Annotated in this window: 22 protein-coding genes and 4 tRNA genes; 20 read left to right on the top strand and 6 right to left on the bottom strand. The window is 70.0% G+C overall.

Annotation, left to right across the window (positions count from 1 at the left end; genetic code table 11):
- The first annotated feature begins 123 nt into the window (after positions 1–123).
- Together htpX and STRBO_RS0104430 are read left to right on the top strand one after the other, a co-directional pair.
- On the top strand, positions 124–987 hold the full coding sequence (gene htpX, locus STRBO_RS0104425; RefSeq protein WP_005481316.1) for a zinc metalloprotease HtpX: 864 nt from the start codon (positions 124–126) through the stop codon (positions 985–987).
- The gene (locus STRBO_RS0104430) at positions 984–1,382 is read left to right on the top strand and encodes a YccF domain-containing protein (protein WP_005481313.1); all 399 of its coding nucleotides are present in this window, start codon (positions 984–986) and stop codon (positions 1,380–1,382) included. The genes htpX and STRBO_RS0104430 overlap by 4 nt, the downstream gene beginning before the upstream one ends.
- Positions 1,383–1,402: 20 nt before the next feature.
- Here STRBO_RS0104430 and STRBO_RS0104435 read toward each other — a convergent pair whose 3' ends face one another.
- A complete protein-coding gene (locus STRBO_RS0104435) occupies positions 1,403–2,659 on the bottom strand; it encodes an APC family permease (RefSeq protein ID WP_020113842.1) in 1,257 nt (418 codons plus the stop codon).
- 150 nt (positions 2,660–2,809) lie between these two features.
- Between STRBO_RS0104435 and STRBO_RS0104440 the strand changes: the two genes are divergently transcribed.
- Entirely contained in the window at positions 2,810–3,076 is a 267-nt protein-coding gene (locus STRBO_RS0104440; protein ID WP_020113843.1) for a GlsB/YeaQ/YmgE family stress response membrane protein, read from the top strand.
- 52 nt (positions 3,077–3,128) lie between these two features.
- Here STRBO_RS0104440 and STRBO_RS0104445 read toward each other — a convergent pair whose 3' ends face one another.
- Complete coding sequence (locus tag STRBO_RS0104445) at positions 3,129–3,617, bottom strand: YajQ family cyclic di-GMP-binding protein (protein WP_005481308.1); 489 nt, start codon at positions 3,615–3,617, stop codon at positions 3,129–3,131.
- A gap of 166 nt (positions 3,618–3,783) precedes the next feature.
- Here STRBO_RS0104445 and STRBO_RS0104450 point away from each other — a divergent pair.
- Positions 3,784–3,865, top strand: a tRNA-Tyr gene (locus tag STRBO_RS0104450).
- Positions 3,866–3,968: 103 nt separating this feature from the next.
- Positions 3,969–4,175: a hypothetical protein gene (locus tag STRBO_RS0104455; protein WP_005481307.1), complete on the top strand. Its 207-nt coding sequence runs from the start codon at positions 3,969–3,971 to the stop codon at positions 4,173–4,175.
- A gap of 25 nt (positions 4,176–4,200) precedes the next feature.
- On the opposite strand, the gene STRBO_RS0104460 is transcribed toward STRBO_RS0104455, so the two are convergent.
- On the bottom strand, positions 4,201–4,857 hold the full coding sequence (locus tag STRBO_RS0104460) for an SDR family oxidoreductase (RefSeq protein ID WP_005481306.1): 657 nt from the start codon (positions 4,855–4,857) through the stop codon (positions 4,201–4,203).
- A gap of 121 nt (positions 4,858–4,978) precedes the next feature.
- Between STRBO_RS0104460 and STRBO_RS0104465 the strand changes: the two genes are divergently transcribed.
- Positions 4,979–6,013, top strand: coding sequence for a hypothetical protein (locus STRBO_RS0104465; RefSeq protein ID WP_005481304.1), 1,035 nt, complete (start codon positions 4,979–4,981; stop codon positions 6,011–6,013).
- A 100-nt stretch (positions 6,014–6,113) separates the two neighbouring features.
- On the opposite strand, the gene STRBO_RS0104470 is transcribed toward STRBO_RS0104465, so the two are convergent.
- Positions 6,114–7,382, bottom strand: a complete 1,269-nt coding sequence (locus STRBO_RS0104470) for an amidohydrolase family protein (RefSeq protein ID WP_005481303.1) — start codon at positions 7,380–7,382, stop codon at positions 6,114–6,116.
- Between the two features lie 354 nt (positions 7,383–7,736).
- Here STRBO_RS0104470 and STRBO_RS0104475 point away from each other — a divergent pair.
- From STRBO_RS0104475 to STRBO_RS0104500, 6 genes are all read left to right on the top strand, one after another.
- A tRNA-Thr gene (locus tag STRBO_RS0104475) sits at positions 7,737–7,809 on the top strand.
- 46 nt (positions 7,810–7,855) lie between these two features.
- Positions 7,856–7,928 (top strand) — tRNA-Met (locus STRBO_RS0104480).
- 91 nt (positions 7,929–8,019) lie between these two features.
- The gene (gene rpmG, locus STRBO_RS0104485; RefSeq protein WP_003948671.1) at positions 8,020–8,184 is read left to right on the top strand and encodes a 50S ribosomal protein L33; all 165 of its coding nucleotides are present in this window, start codon (positions 8,020–8,022) and stop codon (positions 8,182–8,184) included.
- Positions 8,185–8,335: 151 nt separating this feature from the next.
- Positions 8,336–8,788: a MaoC family dehydratase N-terminal domain-containing protein gene (locus STRBO_RS0104490; RefSeq protein ID WP_005481302.1), complete on the top strand. Its 453-nt coding sequence runs from the start codon at positions 8,336–8,338 to the stop codon at positions 8,786–8,788.
- 7 nt (positions 8,789–8,795) lie between these two features.
- Complete coding sequence (locus STRBO_RS0104495; RefSeq protein ID WP_005481300.1) at positions 8,796–9,224, top strand: MaoC family dehydratase; 429 nt, start codon at positions 8,796–8,798, stop codon at positions 9,222–9,224.
- Positions 9,225–9,299: 75 nt separating this feature from the next.
- Entirely contained in the window at positions 9,300–10,355 is a 1,056-nt protein-coding gene (locus tag STRBO_RS0104500; RefSeq protein ID WP_005481298.1) for a UDP-N-acetylmuramate dehydrogenase, read from the top strand.
- A gap of 9 nt (positions 10,356–10,364) precedes the next feature.
- Here STRBO_RS0104500 and STRBO_RS0104505 read toward each other — a convergent pair whose 3' ends face one another.
- Positions 10,365–11,405, bottom strand: a complete 1,041-nt coding sequence (locus STRBO_RS0104505) for an adenosine deaminase (protein WP_020113845.1) — start codon at positions 11,403–11,405, stop codon at positions 10,365–10,367.
- 125 nt (positions 11,406–11,530) lie between these two features.
- Positions 11,531–12,757, bottom strand: a complete 1,227-nt coding sequence (locus STRBO_RS0104510) for a pyridoxal phosphate-dependent aminotransferase (protein WP_020113846.1) — start codon at positions 12,755–12,757, stop codon at positions 11,531–11,533.
- Positions 12,758–13,008: 251 nt separating this feature from the next.
- Between STRBO_RS0104510 and STRBO_RS0104515 the strand changes: the two genes are divergently transcribed.
- The 8 genes from STRBO_RS0104515 (at position 13,009) to rplL (ending at position 18,335) form a co-directional block, all read left to right on the top strand.
- Positions 13,009–13,081: transfer RNA gene (locus STRBO_RS0104515), tRNA-Trp, on the top strand.
- A gap of 114 nt (positions 13,082–13,195) precedes the next feature.
- Positions 13,196–13,483 carry a preprotein translocase subunit SecE gene (gene secE / locus STRBO_RS0104520; protein ID WP_005481294.1) on the top strand — a complete coding sequence of 96 codons (288 nt, stop codon included), beginning with the start codon at positions 13,196–13,198 and terminating at the stop codon, positions 13,481–13,483.
- A gap of 76 nt (positions 13,484–13,559) precedes the next feature.
- The gene (gene nusG / locus STRBO_RS0104525) at positions 13,560–14,441 is read left to right on the top strand and encodes a transcription termination/antitermination protein NusG (RefSeq protein ID WP_020113847.1); all 882 of its coding nucleotides are present in this window, start codon (positions 13,560–13,562) and stop codon (positions 14,439–14,441) included.
- A gap of 181 nt (positions 14,442–14,622) precedes the next feature.
- Positions 14,623–15,057 (top strand): 50S ribosomal protein L11, encoded by a 435-nt coding sequence (gene rplK, locus STRBO_RS0104530; protein ID WP_005481290.1) that lies wholly within the window; start codon positions 14,623–14,625, stop codon positions 15,055–15,057.
- A 106-nt stretch (positions 15,058–15,163) separates the two neighbouring features.
- The gene (gene rplA / locus STRBO_RS0104535; RefSeq protein WP_005481289.1) at positions 15,164–15,889 is read left to right on the top strand and encodes a 50S ribosomal protein L1; all 726 of its coding nucleotides are present in this window, start codon (positions 15,164–15,166) and stop codon (positions 15,887–15,889) included.
- Between the two features lie 183 nt (positions 15,890–16,072).
- On the top strand, positions 16,073–17,008 hold the full coding sequence (locus STRBO_RS0104540) for an SCO4651 family lipoprotein (protein ID WP_005481287.1): 936 nt from the start codon (positions 16,073–16,075) through the stop codon (positions 17,006–17,008).
- 292 nt (positions 17,009–17,300) lie between these two features.
- On the top strand, positions 17,301–17,831 hold the full coding sequence (gene rplJ, locus STRBO_RS0104545; RefSeq protein WP_020113849.1) for a 50S ribosomal protein L10: 531 nt from the start codon (positions 17,301–17,303) through the stop codon (positions 17,829–17,831).
- A 120-nt stretch (positions 17,832–17,951) separates the two neighbouring features.
- Positions 17,952–18,335, top strand: coding sequence for a 50S ribosomal protein L7/L12 (gene rplL / locus STRBO_RS0104550; protein ID WP_086016332.1), 384 nt, complete (start codon positions 17,952–17,954; stop codon positions 18,333–18,335).
- Positions 18,336–18,869 lie beyond the last annotated feature (534 nt).

The following is an 18,869-nucleotide window of genomic DNA, read 5'->3' on the forward strand; positions in this document are numbered from 1 at the left end:
GCGCACAAGGGAACTAGTGCCTTCCGCCTGGCGTTGACCAGTACGGGAGGGTCCACTGAGAGGTGGAGTCAACAGCGACAGCAAGCAAAGGGTTCCCCTGCCGCACGACTTGGAGGGCGTACCGTGCACCGCCGGCACAACGGGCTCAGGACCGCCGTACTCCTCGGGGGACTGTCCGCACTCATCATCGTCATCGGAAGCCTCTTCGGCCGTACGGGCCTGATCATCGCGGTCGTCGTCGCCCTCGGCACGAACGCGTACGCGTACTGGAACAGCGACAAGCTGGCTCTACGCGCGATGCGCGCCCGCCCGGTCAGCGAGTTCGAGGCCCCGGCGCTGTACCGCATGGTCCGTGAACTCTCCATGCAGGCCCGGCAGCCCATGCCGCGCCTGTACATCTCCCCGACTGACGCCCCGAACGCCTTCGCGACCGGCCGGAACCCGCGCAACGCGGCGGTGTGCTGCACCGACGGCATCCTGCGCCTGCTCGACGAGCGCGAGCTGCGCGGCGTCATCGGCCACGAGCTGAGTCATGTGTACAACCGGGACATCCTCATCTCGTCGGTCGCCGGCGCCCTCGCCTCCGTGATCATGTTCCTGGTGAACTTCGCCTGGCTGATCCCCATCGGCCGCTCGGACGACGACGACGGCCCCGGCCTCCTCGGCATGCTGCTGATCATGATCCTGGGCCCGCTCGCCGCGGCCCTCATCCAGCTCGCCATCAGCCGATCCCGGGAGTACGAGGCCGACGCCTCCGGCGCCCACCTCACCGGTGATCCACTTGCCCTCGCCAGCGCCCTTCGCAAACTGGAAACAGGCACCAAGCAACTGCCGCTGCCCCCGGAGCCCCGGATCGAGACCGCGAGCCACATGATGATCGCGAACCCCTTCCGGCCGGGCCAGGGATTCTCCAAGATGTTCTCGACACATCCGCCGATGGCGGAACGCATCGCCCGACTCGAGAAGATGGCAGGTCGCCCCCAGTGAAGACCATCCTGAACATCATCTGGCTGATACTCAGCGGATTCTGGCTCTTCGTCGGCTATCTGTTCGCAGGCTTGCTTCTGTGCATCACGATCATCGGCATCCCGTTCGGGATCGCGTCGTTCCGCATCGGGATCTACGCCCTGTGGCCCTTCGGGTACAGCGCCGTCGAGCGCCGTGACGCGGGCGCGCCCTCCTGCCTTGGCAACATCCTGTGGCTGCTCCTGGCGGGCTGGTGGCTGGCGCTGACGCACATCGTCACGGGCCTCGTGCTCTGCGTCACGATCATCGGCATCCCCTTCGGCATCGCCAACTTCAAGCTCGTCCCGGTCTCACTGATGCCCCTGGGCCGCGAGATCGTCCGCTCCGACGAGCCCTTCGCCCAGCAGCGCTTCTAGCCGGCAGGCACACGGGCGCGCTAACCGCTCCGCCCCGCCCACCACCGCCGTACGCCGTAGGCCGCCGCCCCCACACCCAGGACGGCGGCGCCCGTGCCCACCGACGACGCGGGCAGCGCGAACGCCAGGACGGCGCACCCCACGAGCCCGATCACCGGCACCACGCGCGAGAGGGGCGCGGAACTCAGTGTCCAGGCGGACGCGTTGGCGACCGCGTAGTACGCGAGGACACCGAAGGAGGAGAACCCGATCGCGCCCCGCACGTCGACCGTGGCGGCCAGCACGGCGACCACGGCGCCCACGGCCAGTTCCGCCCGGTGCGGTACCTGGAAGCGCGGGTGCACGGCGGCCAGGGCGCCCGGCAGATGCCGGTCACGGGCCATGGCGAGGGTGGTGCGGGAGACGCCCAGGATGAGCGCGAGCAGCGATCCGAGCGCGGCCACGGCGGCTCCCGCCCGCACCACGGGCACCAGCCCCGGCACCCCGGCCGCCCGCACCGCCTCGGCCAGCGGAGCCGCTGCCCGCCCCAGCCCACCGGAGCCCAGCACCGCGAGAACCGCCACGGCGACGGCCGCGTACACGACCAGCGCGATGCCGAGCGCGAGCGGGATCGCACGCGGGATGGTGCGCGCCGGGTCCCGCACCTCCTCGCCGAGGGTCGCGATCCGGGCGTACCCGGCGAACGCGAAGAACAACAGCCCGGCCGCCTGCAGCACCCCGCCCACGCCCCCCGAGGCGCCGCCGCCCAGCCGCCCGGCGTCCGCCTCGCCGGACCCCAGGCACACGACCACCACGGCGGCGAGGACCGCCAGCACCACCGCCACGATCACCCGCGTCAGCCAGGCCGACTTCTGCACCCCGCCGTAGTTCACCGCCGTCAGCGCGACCACGGCCGCCACCGCCACGGCGTGCGCCTGCCCCGGCCACACGTACGCCCCCACGGTGAGCGCCATCGCCGCGCACGAGGCCGTCTTGCCGACGACGAACGACCAGCCGGCCAGATACCCCCAGAAGGCGCCGAGCCGCTCCCGCCCGTACACGTACGTGCCGCCGGACGCCGGGTACCGGGCCGCCAGCCGCGCCGACGACATCGCGTTGCAGTACGCCACCACGGCGGCGAGCGCGAGCCCGAGCAGCAGCCCCGACCCGGCCGCGCCCGCGGCCGGGCCCAGCGCGGCGAAGATCCCCGCGCCGACCATCGACCCGAGGCCGACGACCACCGCGTCCCCCACCCCGAGCGTGCGGCGCAGTTCGGCGCCCGATCCGGCCTGTGTCATGTGCCGCACCCTACTGATCACCGCAACCACCGGATGGCGAAGGGGCGTCCTCCAGGACAACGGGACAGGACGACACGGTGCCTGGTCCCCGTGGGGGGAAACACAGCACGATCAGAGCAGTGGGACGGCACGAAAGGGCAGGTTCACGGCATGAGCATCATCGGCTGGATCGTTCTGGGGCTGTTGGCCGGCGCCATCGCCAAACTCCTGCTGCCGGGCCGCGACCCGGGCGGCTTCATCGGCACGACCCTCATCGGCGTCGCGGGTGCTTTCATCGGCGGCTGGATCTCCGCCCGCTGGCTGGACCGCCCGATCTCCGAGAACTTCTACGACGGCGCCACCTGGGCGGCCGCGATCGGCGGTTCCCTCGTCCTGCTGATCGCCTACCGCATCCTGTTCGGCCACTCCCGCCGCTGAGCGCGCCCGTCGCACGCGAACCCGGGACCGGCCCGGGTTCGCGTGCGGACGATCACCGGTAGTTGACGAACTGCACCGCGAAGTCGAAGTCCTGGCCCTTGAGGAGGGTGATCACGGCCTGCAGGTCGTCCCGGCTCTTGGAGCTGACGCGCAGCTCGTCGCCCTGGACCTGGGCCTTGACGCCCTTGGGGCCCTCATCGCGAATGATCTTCGCCACCTTCTTGGCGTTCTCCTGGGAGATGCCCTCCTCGATCGACGCGAAGAGCTTGTACTCCTTGCCGGACAGCTGGGGCTCGCCCGCGTCCAGCGACTTCAGGGAGATCCCGCGCTTGATCAGCTTGGACTGGAAGACGTCGAGGACGGCCTTGACCCGGTCCTCGGAGTTCGCCTCCATCAGGATCTTCTCGCCGGACCACGAGATCGAGGCGCCGACGCCCTTGAAGTCGTAGCGCTGCGAGATCTCCTTGGCGGTCTGGTTGAGGGCGTTGTCGACCTCCTGCCGCTCGACCTTCGAGACGATGTCGAAACTGGAGTCGGCCATGTCCTGTGGCTCCTTGAAATCGGGGTATCGGGGGGCGACAAGCCTAGCCACCCCGGCCACCGCGAGTACTGATCAATCAGGTGGCGGAGCACCCCCGGGCATCAGGTATCGTTTACGTCGTTGCCACAGAGCACCGCCGAAAAGCGGTTCGAAGGGCAGCATCCCAGGCGGTGTGCCCGAGTGGCCAATGGGAACGGACTGTAAATCCGTCGGCTTAGCCTACCCAGGTTCGAATCCTGGCGCCGCCACGTGGAGGGAAGCCCCTCCGGACTGTGAGAGCAGTTCGGAGGGGCTTCTTCGTGTGTCGGAGGGCTTCTTCGTGTGTCGGTGCGGCGAGGCACACTGACACGCATGTCATCGCGTCGCAGGAACTGCCCCGAGTGCCGTCGTGAGATCGCCGTCGTGGCGGGGCGGTTCGCGCGGCACGATCCGCCCGGAGCGAGCGGGGAGCTGGTGTCGTGCCCCGGGTCGCGCAGGCCGGCCTGGATCGGGGCGGCCCAGCCCGCGCTCGACGGCTTCGTCGTACCCGAATTCCCCGGTCAGCTACCGCTGTTCTGAAACCGGGCACGTCCCTGTCGGTGCCTCAGTTGCCCGCCACCGACTTCACGGCCACGGCCACGGGCGCCGAGCCGCTGACGAGTTCCAGGGTCAGACCGGCGGTCGCGGGGGTTTCCAGGAGTTCGGCGAGGGTGGCGGCCACGTCGTCGCGGGGGATCGGGCCGCGGCCGGTGGTCGCCTCCAGGCGGACGAGGCCGGTGCCGGCGTCGTCGGTCAGCATGCCGGGGCGCAGGATCGTCCAGTCCAACGCCTCCAGCCCGCGCACGTACGCGTCGGCCTCTCCCTTGGCCCGCTGGTAGACGTCGAAGATCTCGTCGCCCTCGTGCGCCGGGTCCGCGCCCATGGACGAGACGACGAGGTGGCGGCGCACGCCCGCGCGCACCGAGGCATCGGCGAACAGGACCGCGGCCGCGCGGTCGACCGTGTCCTTGCGGCCCGCCCCGCTGCCCGGCCCGGCGCCCGCCGCGAACACGGCGGCGTCCGCGCCCCGCAGATGGGCGGCGACCTCCTCGACCGACGCCGACTCCAGATCGCACAGCACGGGTTCGGCACCGGCCGCGCGCAGATCGTCCTCCTGCTCGGCGCGGCGGATGATCCCCGCGACCTCGTGACCGCGCGCGGCGAGCAGTCGCTCCAGCCGCAGCGCGATCTGACCATGACCTCCGGCGATGACAATGCGCATGCCTCCGACCGTACGCCCGAACGGACGCGTTTGCCGCGCAACCATCCCGCCGTCCCAGGTGTCTCACACATGTTCGCCGTGTCGGCGGACGCCGGAACCACGGGGGGAAGACATCACCGCCATGCGTATTGCCACACGCCACAAGAACGCCGTACGCCGCGCCTGCACCGGCGTCGGCTGCGCCGCGGCCGTGCTCGTCACGGTGGCCGCGTGCGGAACCGTCGAGAACCTCACCGCGGGCCAGAAGGTCGACGGCGCCGTCGAACGGCTGGGCGAGCAGAAGTCGCTGGCCTTCGGCATGCGGCTCGACGCCGACCCGGACGACCTCACCGCGCTGATGGGCGAGGACAGCGAGGAAGTGCCGCCGGAGATGGCGGAGTTCTTCACCGGGCTGCGCGTCGACGTGTCGGTCAAGTCGAAGAAGGCGCTGGCCGAGTCCGGTGAGAAGGACATCACCGGGGTGGGCATGAAGATCTCCGGTGACGACGGCGTGCTCGTCGAGTACCGGGTCGTCGGCGACTACACGTACTACCGCGCCGACATGAAGGCCATGGGCGACGCGATGGGCATCCCCTTCCCGACGGCCGACGAACTCCCGGAGAGCGAGCAGCACTTGCGGCCCGCCCTGGAGGGCGACTGGGTGAAGGTGAACACCGCCGAGCTGCAGGACGCCGCCGGGGAGGAGGGAGCCGGTGGCTCCAAGGACTCCGACGAGATCGACGCCAGGACCCAGAAGAAGATCCTCGACGCCGTCCGCGGTGTCGTCGCCCGCGAGGTCGGTTTCAAGACCAAGGACGGCAAGGACGGCACCGAGGTCGTCACCGCCAAGGCCAACTTCCGCGACCTGCTCACCGGCATCGTCGACAAGCTCCAGCCGCTGGAGGGCGAGTTGCCGCCGGGAGCCGAACTCCCCACGGCCAAGGACATGAAGGACGCCCCGGACAAGAACGTCGCGGTCGATTTCACCCTCAAGAACGGTGACCTGACCCGGATCGAGACCGACCTCGCCGCCCTCGCCGACGACCCCGAGGGCGCCAAGGCCTCCCTGGTCCTCACCTTCGGCAAGGCCGGTGACGTCAGCGCGCCCAAGGGTGCCGCCGAGATCCCGTCCGACGAGTTCAGCGACCCGATCGGCGGCGGTCTGTTCGGCGTCTGATCACACCGGCGGCGGGGCGGGCGTCCGTCCGGTCGGGCATCGCACCGCCGGGCTCGCGCCCGCCGCCCACCCGCATGCCCCGGCGCGGCCACGCACACCCTCAGGACGGCTCGCCCCGCCCCTGCCGAGGCAGATCCACCGCCGCGCCCGTCACCGAGCCGCAGTACTCCCGTACCGCGCTGGTCCGCGCCACCACGCGCCCCCGGTGCACGACGATGCGGCTGTACGCGAGCGACAGCACACCCGAGAGCCGGGCGCCCCGCACGGCGAGCAGTTCGGCGGGAAAACCGGCCTCGACCCGCACCTCGGGCAGACCGAGCCCGGCGCGTGCCGCCCCGCTGACGGCGTCGTACGCCTCCGCCGGCCGCAGCCCGTACCGGGAGGCGAGCAGGAACGCGGCCTCCAGGGGGTCCCCGCGCCCGACGGGGTTCGACACGTCCCGCAGTGCCCCGCTGCCCGCCGCGACCCGCACCCCGGCCGCCCGCAGGAGCCGTACGGGAGCGGTGTCCCGGCCGTCCACGGTGCCGCAGCCGCCCTGCGGAAGGCAGACGACGGTCACACCGGCCGCCGCGAGCTGGTCGGCGGCGCGGGCGGCGGCCTGGCCGGGAAGCCGGGCGAGCCCGCCGCACGGGCCCAGGGTGACGCCGGGCCGCAGACCGCCCGCCATGGCCGCGAGCCGGGCGAGGCGGGCCGGGTCGTCGCCGTCGGTGTGCAGGTCGACCGGGCAGCCGTGCTCGGAGGCGATCTCCAGGACCGCCTCCACGTACCCGGTGGGATCGGGGTCCAGATCCGGACAGCCGCCGACCACCGAGGCGCCCATCTTCACCGCGTCCCGCAGGATCGCGAGCCCGTCCGCGCCGGCCACCCCGGTCAGCACCCGGGGCATCGCCACCGTCGTCAGCTCGGCGAGCCCGCGCAGCGTCTGCCCCGCCCGGAGCACCGCCGCCAGCGCCTCCAGACCCTGGACGTCGCCCACGTGCACGTGCGAGCGCACCACCGTGGCGCCGTGCCCGAGCTGCAGCAGCGCGGCCTCCGTGGCCCGCCGCTGGACGTCCTGGCCGTCGTAGGGGACCGGGCCCTCGAAGTCGGCCGACAGGGCCGTGTCGCCGTGGGCGTGCGGCTCCGCGGGGGCCGGCAGGAGCAGATGGCCGCCGAGATCCACCCGGGTGGCGGGCGCCCCGGACGCGGCGGGCCCCGCGCCCAGGCTGCCGGCCGTGCCGACCGCCTCGATGCGCCCGCCGCCCAGCCGTACGTCCACCACACGGCCGTCGGTCAGCCGCGCCCCGCACAGCAGCAGGGCGCCTGCCTCGTCCGGGCCGGACGGCGGGCCGGAGGAGGAGTGGGACGGCTGCGGCTGGCTGTCGGGCATCGCACTCTCCCGGTGGCTCGACGACGGCTGCGCGGTGACGCACATGGGGAGGAACAGCAGGGGACACAAGATCACGCAGAGTGAGACGAGCCTAGGCGGGCCGCCCCGCCCCGTCGCGGAGGAGCGCAATAGTCGTACCGGTGTGGTGCGGCTGCCGGGGGGACGCCGGGGAGGCCGGTGGCGAAGGGGCGTACGGGGCTCACGTGGCCTGGGGAAACGGCATGGACGCGGGCTCCGGGCGAGCGCCGGACGGCTCCCGCAAGATCCCCGCGCGACCGGTGGACGGCCCATGGACGCGGGCGCGGAAACGGATTTGGGCGATCGGCGGTGGGGCGTGTAATGTCTTCATCGCTCGCCCCAATAGCTCAGTCGGTAGAGCGTCTCCATGGTAAGGAGAAGGTCTACGGTTCGATTCCGTATTGGGGCTCTGGTGTGAAAGGTTCCCGCCGCGAGGCGGGAACCGATCGCATCACAGCGGTGTAGCTCAGTCGGTAGAGCAAGCGGCTCATAATCGCTGTGTCACCGGTTCAAGTCCGGTCACCGCTACTGACGGTAGCCGATTGCGGGGTCGGTCCTTCGATCGGCTACTCTTTTATGCGTTCAACCCTGTCCCATCCGTTCGTCAAGGAGCACTCACGTGGCTGCCACCGACGTCCGCCCGAAGATCACGCTGGCCTGCGTGGAGTGCAAGGAGCGGAACTACATCACCAAGAAGAACCGGCGTAACAACCCGGACCGACTGGAGATGAAGAAGCACTGCCCGCGTTGCAATGCGCACACCGCGCACCGCGAAACGCGATAAATCAGGCTCGTACACGAGGCCGTCCCCGAGAGATCGGGGGCGGCCTCGCGTCGTTGCACCACCCGTACCGGTCAGTACCGCCGTATCGGTACCGCCGTATCCGTACGGCCGTACCGCCATATCCGCCGAGCAACCAGGAGGTGCCGAGCCGATGGCGCTCGACCAGTCCTTCGTGGGGCGTTCCTACCCGCCCACCGACCCCTACGAGGTCGGCCGGGAGAAGATCCGCGAGTTCGCGGAGGCCGTGGGGGACACCAACCCCGTCTACACCGACCCGGAGGCCGCCAAGGCGCTCGGGTACGCCGATGTGATCGCCCCGCCGACCTTCGTGTTCTCGATCACCTTCAAGGCGGCCGGACAGGTCGTCCAGGACCCCCAGCTGGGCCTCGACTACAGCCGGGTGGTGCACGGCGACCAGAAGTTCGCCCACCGGCGCCCGGTGCGCGCCGGTGACCGGCTCACGGTCACCTCGACCATCGAGGCGATCAAGTCCCTGGCGGGCAACGACATCCTGGACATCCGCGGCGAGGTCCACGACGAGTCCGGCGAACACGTCGTGACCGCCTGGACCAAGCTCGTGGCCCGCGCGGCCGAGGAGGCGTGAGGACCCGATGACCGCGAAGATCTCCTACGACGACGTCGAGGTCGGCACCGAACTGCCCGCGCAGACCTTCGGTGTGACCCGAGCCACCCTCGTCCAGTACGCGGGCGCCTCCGGCGACTTCAACCCGATCCACTGGAACGAGCGGTTCGCCAAGGAGGTGGGCCTCCCGGACGTCATCGCGCACGGCATGTTCACCATGGCCGAGGCGATCCGCGTCGTCACCGACTGGACCGGCGACCCGGGCGCGGTCGTCGAGTACGGCGTCCGCTTCACCAAGCCCGTCGTCGTCCCCGACGACGACGAGGGCGCCACCATCGAGGTCAGCGCCAAGATCGGCGCCAAGCTCGACGACAACACGGTCCGCGTCGACCTCACGGCCATGAGCGCCGGCCAGAAGGTCCTCGGCATGTCCCGAGCGGTCGTACGACTGGCCTGACGGCCCGTGCGGCCCCGCCGCACCGGCACGGTCCCCCGCCCCTCCCGGGTGCGGGGGTCTCGTACTCTTGAGCCCGTGCAGGAACTCCACGACGCCCCCCTCGCCCCGCTGACCACCTTCCGGCTGGGTGGGCCCGCGCGACGGCTGATCACCGCGACCACCGACGACGAGGTGATCGCCACGGTCCGCGAGGCCGACGACACCGGTACGCCGCTGCTGCTCATCGGGGGCGGCTCCAACCTGGTCGTCGGGGACCAGGGCTTCCCCGGCACCGCGCTGGTCATCGCCACGAAGGGCTACACGCTCGACGCGACGCGGCTGGAACTGGCCGCCGGCGAGGTGTGGACCGACGCGGTCGCCCGCGTCGTCGAGGCCGGGCTGGCCGGCATCGAGTGCCTGGCCGGGATCCCCGGCTCCGCCGGCGCCACACCGATCCAGAACGTCGGGGCGTACGGCCAGGAGGTCGCCTCCACCATCACCGAGGTCGTCGCCTACGACCGCCGCACCCGCGAGACGGTCACCGTCCCGGCCGCCGAGTGCGCCTTCTCGTACCGCCACAGCCGCTTCAAGGACGAGCCCGAGCGGTACGTCGTCCTGCGCGTCCGGTTCGAACTGGAGGACGCGGGCGGTCTCTCGGGGCCGGTCAAGTACGCGGAGACGGCCCGCTCGCTCGGTGTCGAGCCCGGCGACCGGGTGCCCCTCGCGCGGGCCCGCGAGACCGTGCTGAAGCTGCGTGCCGGGAAGGGCATGGTCCTCGACCCCGAGGACCACGACACCTGGTCCGCCGGGTCGTTCTTCACCAACCCGATCCTCACCGACGAGGAGTTCGCCGCGTTCCACGCGCGCGTGCGGGAGCGGCTCGGGGACGACGTCACCCCGCCCGCGTACGCCGCCGGCGACGGGCACACCAAGACCTCCGCCGCCTGGCTGATCGACAAGGCGGGCTTCACCAAGGGGTACGGCACCGGCCCCGCCCGGATCTCCTCCAAGCACACCCTCGCCCTCACCAACCGGGGCGCGGCCACCACCGAGGACCTGCTCGCGCTGGCCCGCGAGGTCGTGACCGGAGTCCGGGACGCCTTCGGCATCACCCTGGTCAACGAGCCGGTGACGGTCGGCGTCAGCCTCTGACCGGAGCCGCTAGCGGGCCGGGCCGGCGAGCCAGTCGTCCACCCCGGACAGCAGCTTCGCCCGCTCGTCCTCCGGCGCCGCCGACGCCCGGATCGACTGCCGGGCCAGCTCCGCCAGTTCCGCGTCGGTGAAGCCGTGGTGGTGCCGGGCGATCTCGTACTGGGCAGCGAGGCGGGAGCCGAACAGCAGCGGGTCGTCGGCGCCGAGCGCCATCGGCACACCCGCCTCGAACAGAGTGCGCAGGGGGACGTCCTGGGGTTTCTCGTAGACGCCGAGCGCCACGTTCGAGGCGGGGCAGACCTCGCACGTCACGCCCCGGTCCGCGAGGCGCTTCAGCAGCCGCGGGTCCTCCGCCGCGCGTACCCCGTGCCCGATGCGCGAGGCGTGCAGATCGTCCAGGCAGTCACGCACCGACGCGGGGCCGGTCAGCTCGCCGCCGTGCGGCGCCGACAGCAGGCCCCCCTCCCGGGCGATCGCGAAGGCCCGGTCGAAGTCCCGCGCCATGCCCCGGCGTTCGTCGTTGGAGAGCCCGAAGCCCACCACGCCCCGGTCGGCGTACCGCACCGCCAGCCGGGCCAGCGTGCGCGCGTCCAGCGGGTGCTTCATCCGGTTCGCGGCCACCACCACCCGCATCCCGAGCCCGGTGTCCCGCACGGTCGTGTCCACGGCGTCCAGGATGACCTCCAGCGCCGGGATCAGTCCGCCCAGCCGGGGCGCGTACGACGTGGGGTCCACCTGGATCTCCAGCCAGCCCGAGCCGTCCCGCACGTCCTCCTCCGCGGCCTCCCGCACCAGCCGCTGGATGTCCTCGGGCCCCCTGACGCACGAGCGCGCCGCGTCGTACAGCCGCTGGAACCGGAACCACCCCCGCTCGTCCGTCGCACGCAGCTTCGGCGGCTCCCCGCTGGTCAGCGCCTCGGCGAGCGCCTCGGGCAGCCGCACCCCGTACTTGTCGGCCAGCTCCAGCACGGTCATGGGCCGCATCGACCCGGTGAAGTGCAGATGCAGATGGGCCTTGGGCAGTTCAGAGAGATCACGTACACGCTCCATCGCCCGATCCTGCCGCACGCCCGTGCCGTCCCGGTAGCGGAATCCTCGAACGTGGTCTTGCTCGCACAAACGACAAGGGGCCTCCACATACGAACGTTCGTATGTGGAGGCCCCTGAGACCGACGTCAGTCCCGGGCCTCCGCCAGCAGCTTCTGGAGGCGCGAGACGCCCTCGACGAGATCCTCGTCACCGAGGGCGTACGACAGACGCAGATAGCCGGGGGTGCCGAAGGCCTCGCCGGGGACGACCGCCACCTCGGCCTCCTCCAGGATCAGCGCGGCCAGCTCGACCGTGTCCTGCGGGCGCTTGCCCCGGATCTCCTTGCCGACCAGAGCCTTCACCGAGGGGTAGGCGTAGAACGCGCCCTCGGGCTCCGGGCACAGGACGCCGTCGATCTCGTTGAGCATCCGCACGATCGTCCTGCGGCGCCGGTCGAAGGCCTCCTTCATCTCGTCGACGGCGGACAGGTCGCCCGACACGGCGGCGAGCGCGGCGACCTGGGCCACGTTGGAGACGTTCGAGGTCGCGTGCGACTGGAGGTTGGTCGCGGCCTTCACGACGTCCTTGGGGCCGATGACCCAGCCCACGCGCCAGCCCGTCATCGCGTACGTCTTCGCGACACCGTTGACCACGATGGTCCTGTCGGCCAGCTCGGGTACGACCACCGGCAGGGAGTGGAACTCCGCGTCGCCGTAGACCAGGTGCTCGTAGATCTCGTCGGTCAGGACCCACAGGCCCTTCTCGGCGGCCCAGCGGCCGATCTCCTCGATCTGCGCGCGCGTGTAGACCGCGCCGGTCGGGTTGGAGGGGGAGACGAAGAGGAGCACCTTCGTGTTCTCCGTGCGGGCCGCCTCCAGCTGCTCGACGGAGACCCGGTAGCCCGTGGTCTCGTCGGCGACGACCTCGACCGGGACACCGCCGGCCAGACGGATCGACTCCGGGTACGTCGTCCAGTACGGCGCCGGGACGATGACCTCGTCGCCCGGGTCGAGGATCGCGGCGAAGGCCTCGTAGATGGCCTGCTTGCCGCCGTTGGTCACGAGGACCTGCGACGGGTCGACCTCGTAACCGGAGTCGCGCAGGGTCTTCGCGGCGATCGCGGCCTTCAGCTCGGGCAGACCGCCGGCCGGCGTGTACCGGTGGTACTTCGGGTTCTTGCAGGCCTCGACGGCCGCCTCGACGATGTAGTCGGGAGTCGGGAAGTCGGGCTCGCCGGCGCCGAAGCCGATCACCGGACGCCCTGCGGCCTTGAGGGCCTTGGCCTTGGCGTCCACGGCGAGGGTGGCGGACTCGGAGATCGCGCCGATGCGCGCGGAGACCCGGCGCTCGGTGGGAGGGGTTGCAGCGCTCATGGGCCCCATCGTTCCAGACCGGAAACGCGCCGGGCACGCGGGTTTCACAGACTGAGCAGCGACGGAACAACCGCCCGCCTCCGCGGCCGGAAACGGTCGATCTTCGACGGACAACATCCCTACGGACGCTTTCTGTTCGACGACAGCTCTCGGACCACGTATGCTCTGTCCTCGTTGGCCTTCACCGGCCGCGCCCGTCAGGTGCACACCGTGCACTCGCTCGGATGCGGTACGTTGGGGGAGAACCACAAAGGGTCGTAGCTCAATTGGTAGAGCACTGGTCTCCAAAACCAGCGGTTGGGGGTTCAAGTCCCTCCGGCCCTGCTACACACTCCTCACGCCAGGATGTGTGCGCATGTACGTACAGCAATGTTCCGCCGTGCGGCTCAGACCGGGCGCGGCACGGCCACGACCCGGACCGGAATCAGGTGAGGATGAATGACGGACGCCGTGGGCTCCATCGACACGCCTGATGCCCAGGACGAGGTGCCCGAGGACAAGAAGAAGACCCGCAAGGGCGGCAAGCGGGCCAAGAAGGGCCCGCTGAAGCGCCTCGCGCTCTTCTACCGGCAGATCGTCGCGGAGCTGCGTAAGGTCGTCTGGCCGACCCGCTCCCAGCTGACGACCTACACCTCGGTGGTCATCGTCTTCGTCGTCGTCATGATCGGTCTTGTCACCGTGATTGACTTCGGCCTCGACAAGGCCGCCAAGTACGTCTTCGGCTGAGCCGAAAGCGAAGGGCGCCGACACTTGGCGCCCCTTTCGCATGTTCCACCCCCATGATCCAGGAAGAAGCAGCCACGTGTCTGACCCGAACCTGAAGGACGCCATGGAGCCTCGCGGTGAAGGTGCCGAGTCCGTGGATGACGAACTCGACATCGTCGAGGGAGCAGATCCCGAGGACGGTGTCGACGAGTTCGAGGCTGCCGAGGCCGAGGCGGGGGAGTCGGCCGAGGAAGAGGCTGTGCACGTCGAGGAAGCCGACGACGAGGAAGCCGACGTCGAGGACTCCGATGACTCCGAGGACGACGATGCCGAAGAGGCCGTCGAGGAGGAGACCGAGCCGGTCGACCCCGTCGAGGCCCTGCGCGCGGAACTGCGGGCCCTGCCCGGCGAGTGGTACGTCATCCACACGTACGCCGGTTACGAGAACCGTGTGAAGACCAACCTCGAACAGCGTGCCGTCTCGCTGAACGTCGAGGACTTCATCTTCCAGGCCGAGGTGCCGCAGGAAGAGGTCGCGCAGATCAAGAACGGCGAGCGCAAGACGATCCGCCAGAACAAGCTCCCCGGCTACGTCCTCGTCCGCATGGACCTGACGAACGAGTCCTGGGGCGTCGTCCGCAACACCCCCGGCGTCACCGGCTTCGTGGGCAACGCCTACGACCCCTACCCGCTGACCCTGGACGAGATCGTCAAGATGCTCGCGCCGGAGGCCGAGGAGAAGGCCGCCCGTGAGGCGGCCGAGGCCGAGGGCAAGCCGGCGCCCGCCCGCAAGGTCGAGGTCCAGGTGCTGGACTTCGAGGTCGGCGACTCGGTCACCGTCACGGACGGCCCGTTCGCCACGCTGCAGGCGACCATCAACGAGATCAACGCGGACTCGAAGAAGGTCAAGGGTCTCGTGGAGATCTTCGGCCGCGAGACGCCGGTCGAGCTGTCGTTCGACCAGATCCAGAAGAACTAGCCGGCCACCGGCTCCTTCCTGGACCACCGCTTTCCGACCAGGTCAGACGGGCTGTCAAAAGCTTGTCTGACCTGCTCGGTTTTTGGCCGCGCATCCATACCCGTTATCGTTGTGCGGTATGCCTTCATCCGGGACGCGACCTGGATGGGGGCGCACTCGAATCGAAAGGACCCGGAGAGCAATGCCTCCCAAGAAGAAGAAGGTCACGGGGCTCATCAAGCTCCAGATCAACGCCGGTGCGGCGAACCCCGCCCCGCCGGTCGGCCCCGCGCTCGGTCAGCACGGCGTCAACATCATGGAGTTCTGCAAGGCCTACAACGCCGCGACCGAGTCGCAGCGTGGCTGGGTGATCCCGGTGGAGATCACGGTCTACGAGGACCGCTCCTTCACCTTCGTCACCAAGACGCCGCCGGCCGCGAAGATGATCCTCAAGGCCGCGGGTGTCGAGAAGGGCTCCGGCGAGCCGCACAAGACCAAGGTCGCCAAGATCACCGAGGCGCAGGTCCGTGAGATCGCCACGACCAAGCTCCCCGACCTGAACGCCAACGACCTGGACGCCGCGTCGAAGATCATCGCCGGCACCGCCCGTTCCATGGGCATCACGGTCGAGGGCTGAGTCCCACCTTCGTAGCATCACGCGGCGGCCGTACACGGCAGCCGCGCGTGGCAGGGCCTGCTCGGCCCGTACCACGACTCCTTACCAAGCACACACAGGAGCAGTTGTGAGCAAGCGCAGCAAGGCTCTCCGCGCTGCGGACGCCAAGGTCGACCGGGACAAGCTCTACGCCCCGCTCGAGGCCGTCCGTCTCGCCAAGGAGACCTCCACGTCCAAGTTCGACGGCACCGTCGAGGTCGCCTTCCGTCTGGGTGTCGACCCGCGCAAGGCCGACCAGATGGTCCGTGGCACCGTGAACCTCCCGCACGGCACCGGTAAGACCGCCCGGGTCCTGGTCTTCGCGACCGGTGACCGTGCCGAGGCCGCGACCGCCGCCGGCGCCGACATCGTCGGCTCCGACGAACTGATCGACGAGGTGGCGAAGGGCCGTCTGGACTTCGACGCCGTCGTCGCCACCCCGGACCTCATGGGCAAGGTCGGCCGCCTCGGCCGCGTGCTCGGTCCCCGTGGTCTCATGCCGAACCCCAAGACCGGCACCGTGACCCCCGATGTCGTGAAGGCCGTCAACGACATCAAGGGCGGCAAGATCGAGTTCCGCGTCGACAAGCACTCGAACCTGCACTTCATCATCGGCAAGACGTCGTTCGACGACACCAAGCTGGTGGAGAACTACGCCGCGGCGCTGGAGGAGATCCTCCGTCTGAAGCCGTCGGCCGCCAAGGGGCGCTACATCAAGAAGGCCGCGCTCAGCACCACGATCGGCCCCGGCATCCCGATCGACTCGAACCGCACCCGCAACCTCCTCGTCGAGGAGGACCCGGCCGCCGTCTGAGCCTGACGCTCACCGGCAGCCGCGTCGCGGTCGCACGCGCAAGACACGAGCCCCGCAGCCTTTCGAGGCTGCGGGGCTCGTGTCTTGTGCGCGGGAGCGGAAAGGCGCACGACAGCCGCCGTCCGTCGACGCTAGTGTCCCCGTCGCCCCATAGAGGTGGGGCGTGAGGTTACAGGGGGACAGATGAGGTTGGCCGGACACGGCTCCGTACGTCGTCGTAGGGGCGTCGGCATCGCCGTCGTGGCCGCGTTGCTGGGCGGTGCCACCACGGCCTGCGGCACGGAGGCGGGGGCGGAGGCCGAGGCGAAGCCGACGACGCCCGCGAAGGCCGAGGCGAAGCCCGCAACGCCCGCCGAGGCCGTGGCCCGTGCCGCGGAGCGGACGACGGACATCGCGTCGCTGCGCTACCGGGTGTCGGGGACCCTGCCGGAGCACGGGAGGATACGGGTCGAGGCGGCGATGACCGCGCGGCCGACCGCGATGCGCATGGAACTGACCGGGTGGGGCCCGAGCGAGGACAAGGCCTTGGCGGTGCGGTTCGCCGACGGGGTGATCTACGCCGAGGGGGACGCGTCCGCCATCGGCGCCCCGGCGGGCAAGAAATGGATCAGCGCCGGGCCGGCCGTGTGGGGACGCGGCGCGGCGGACAACAACACGTACCGCGTCCTGCCCGGTCCGTTGGAGGCGAGCCCGCTCGCGCAGTCCACGCTCCTCACCGGCGCGAAGAAGGTCAGCGAGGTCGGTGCCGAGACGGTCGACGGCGGCGAGGCCACGCATTACCGGGGCACGGTCACCACGAGGAGTTTGCGGGCCGCCCGGACGGCGGCCCGGGACAAGGCGACCCGGGAGGCGCGGACGACCAGTCTGGACCAGTTCATGATGCTGGGCATCGAGAAGACGCTCACCGTGGACCTGTGGGTCGACGACGACGGCCGGGCCAAGCGATACCGGCTCAGGGGCGAGACCTACGCCCTGCGGGAGGGGCGCATGGTCGACGCGGGCCCGCTCGACCTGACCGTCACCCTCCTGGACGTCGACCGGCCGGTGACCGTCGAGACCCCGGCGGCCGCGGACACGGTCGACCTCGCCGAGCGGGTGGACGGGGCCGGAGAGGGCTGAGCGGCGGCCTCCGGGAGCGGATTTGCTCGACAGGGACGCCGTCCCGTACTCTTCCGAGGAAGCCAAAGACCGCTGGTCGTTGCCGTGTGCTCACAAGAGGGCGCGGTGGCCGAAGGATCCGCTGATACGCGGACGACCCGCGCAGGTGACTGTGGAAGTTGCTCCTGGTCCGGTTCCGTCTCGTACGGGATTCGTCCGGTCGAGTCACGCCCCGAGCGCCTGCGCCGGGGCGTTTCGTTTTCTTCAGCCCCTTCTGAGCGGTCCTCATCACCCGGAAGGAGGCCGACGCTCTATGGCAAGGCCCGACAAGGCTGCCGCGGTGGCCGAGCTCACGGAGCAGTTCCGTAGCTCGAACGCCGCCGTGCTGACCGAGTACCGGGGTCTCACCGTGGCGCAGCTCAAGACGCTGCGTCGTTCACTCGGTGAGGACGCCCAGTACGCCGTGGTGAAGAACACGCTGACCAAGATTGCGGCCAACGAGGCCGGGATCTCGACGCTCGACGACCTGTTCAACGGTCCGACGGCGGTCGCCTTCATCACCGGTGACCCGGTGACGTCGGCGAAGGGTCTTCGTGACTTCGCCAAGGACAACCCGAACCTCGTCATCAAGGGCGGTGTCCTTGACGGCAAGGCGCTGTCCGCCGACGAGATCAAGAAGCTCGCGGACCTCGAGTCCCGCGAGGTTCTGCTCTCCAAGCTGGCAGGTGCCTTCAAGGGCAAGCAGTCCCAGGCTGCGCAGCTCTTCCAGGCGCTTCCCTCGAAGCTCGTCCGCACCGTGGACGCGCTCCGTGCCAAGCAAGAAGAGCAGGGCGGTGCCGAGTAACTCGGCTCGCGAAATGACCGCCGCCTGAGGCAGTCCGCCTCCGGAAAGCGGTCGTAGCGGGCCGTCGTACGCCCGCAAGACATGTACATCCGGCACCTGCCGAATTAGTGGAAGGAAGCCATCGTGGCTCTCACCCAGGACGAACTGCTCGCCGAGTTCGAGGGCATGACCCTCATCCAGCTCTCCGAGTTCGTGAAGGCGTTCGAGGAGAAGTTCGACGTCACCGCCGCCGCGGCCGTCGCCGTCGCCGGCCCGGCCGGTCCGGCCGCCGCCGCCGAGGCTGTCGAGGAGCAGGACGAGTTCGACGTCGTCCTCACCGGCGCCGGCGAGAAGAAGATCCAGGTCATCAAGGTCGTGCGTGAGCTGACCTCGCTGGGCCTGAAGGAGGCCAAGGACCTCGTGGACGGCGCTCCGAAGCCCGTTCTCGAGAAGGTCGCCAAGGAGGCCGCCGAGAAGGCTGCCGAGTCCCTCAAGGCCGCCGGCGCCTCCGTCGAGGTCAAGTAAGGCCTCGCTGGTCCGCCAGCTCTCCTGGATCCGCGAGGATCCGTGCGGGACGGTTTCGAGACGAGTGTCAAAAACTTGTTCGAGGCTGTAACGCGAACGTACCGAAGGGCGATCACCCAACTGGGTGGTCGCCTTTCGGCGTTCCGGGACGTCGGCGGACGGCTGCCTTGCCTTGTCGGTGGCGACGAGTATGGTGATCTTCGTCGTGCCTCCGCCGCCATGGGCGACGAGCCGCGAGTGACGATCGCGGCACCCGGATCGGGTATGAGGGGCCTTGACGAACTGCACGCAGCGCGCAATTCTCAGGACGCGTCGTCACACCGATCCGAACTCCGAGGCATGGATCGACGGCGAAGAGGGCAGTATCAACGTGCGTTGAGGGCGTGGGCTTGCGTAGGTGTCGAGAACAACGAGGGTCTCAAAAAACCCGCACTGGACATCAGTGTGCCAACTGGCTACACTGACCCTTTGCGCTGCCTGTTAGCTGTCCCCTGCCCGTCACCAGGGGCATGCCCTCGCTTGAGCATCGATGAA

Source organism: Streptomyces bottropensis ATCC 25435 (genome assembly GCF_000383595.1).
Taxonomy (GTDB): Bacteria; Actinomycetota; Actinomycetes; order Streptomycetales; family Streptomycetaceae; genus Streptomyces; species Streptomyces bottropensis.

Bases quoted from the DNA above. Each gene is read 5' to 3' on its own strand.
- STRBO_RS0104445 (WP_005481308.1), bottom strand. From the start codon at position 3,617: ATGGCCGACTCCAGTTTCGACATCGTCTCGAAGGTCGAGCGGCAGGAG.
- rplK (WP_005481290.1), top strand. From the start codon at position 14,623: ATGCCTCCCAAGAAGAAGAAGGTCACGGGGCTCATCAAGCTCCAGATC.
- STRBO_RS0104495 (WP_005481300.1), top strand. From the start codon at position 8,796: ATGACCGCGAAGATCTCCTACGACGACGTCGAGGTCGGCACCGAACTG.
- STRBO_RS0104460 (WP_005481306.1), bottom strand. From the start codon at position 4,857: ATGCGCATTGTCATCGCCGGAGGTCATGGTCAGATCGCGCTGCGGCTG.
- STRBO_RS0104540 (WP_005481287.1), top strand. From the start codon at position 16,073: ATGAGGTTGGCCGGACACGGCTCCGTACGTCGTCGTAGGGGCGTCGGC.
- STRBO_RS0104510 (WP_020113846.1), bottom strand. From the start codon at position 12,757: ATGAGCGCTGCAACCCCTCCCACCGAGCGCCGGGTCTCCGCGCGCATC.
- STRBO_RS0104470 (WP_005481303.1), bottom strand. From the start codon at position 7,382: ATGCCCGACAGCCAGCCGCAGCCGTCCCACTCCTCCTCCGGCCCGCCG.
- STRBO_RS0104440 (WP_020113843.1), top strand. From the start codon at position 2,810: ATGAGCATCATCGGCTGGATCGTTCTGGGGCTGTTGGCCGGCGCCATC.
- rplJ (WP_020113849.1), top strand. From the start codon at position 17,301: ATGGCAAGGCCCGACAAGGCTGCCGCGGTGGCCGAGCTCACGGAGCAG.
- secE (WP_005481294.1), top strand. From the start codon at position 13,196: ATGACGGACGCCGTGGGCTCCATCGACACGCCTGATGCCCAGGACGAG.
- STRBO_RS0104465 (WP_005481304.1), top strand. From the start codon at position 4,979: ATGCGTATTGCCACACGCCACAAGAACGCCGTACGCCGCGCCTGCACC.
- STRBO_RS0104505 (WP_020113845.1), bottom strand. From the start codon at position 11,405: ATGGAGCGTGTACGTGATCTCTCTGAACTGCCCAAGGCCCATCTGCAT.
- STRBO_RS0104490 (WP_005481302.1), top strand. From the start codon at position 8,336: ATGGCGCTCGACCAGTCCTTCGTGGGGCGTTCCTACCCGCCCACCGAC.
- STRBO_RS0104435 (WP_020113842.1), bottom strand. From the start codon at position 2,659: ATGACACAGGCCGGATCGGGCGCCGAACTGCGCCGCACGCTCGGGGTG.
- STRBO_RS0104455 (WP_005481307.1), top strand. From the start codon at position 3,969: ATGTCATCGCGTCGCAGGAACTGCCCCGAGTGCCGTCGTGAGATCGCC.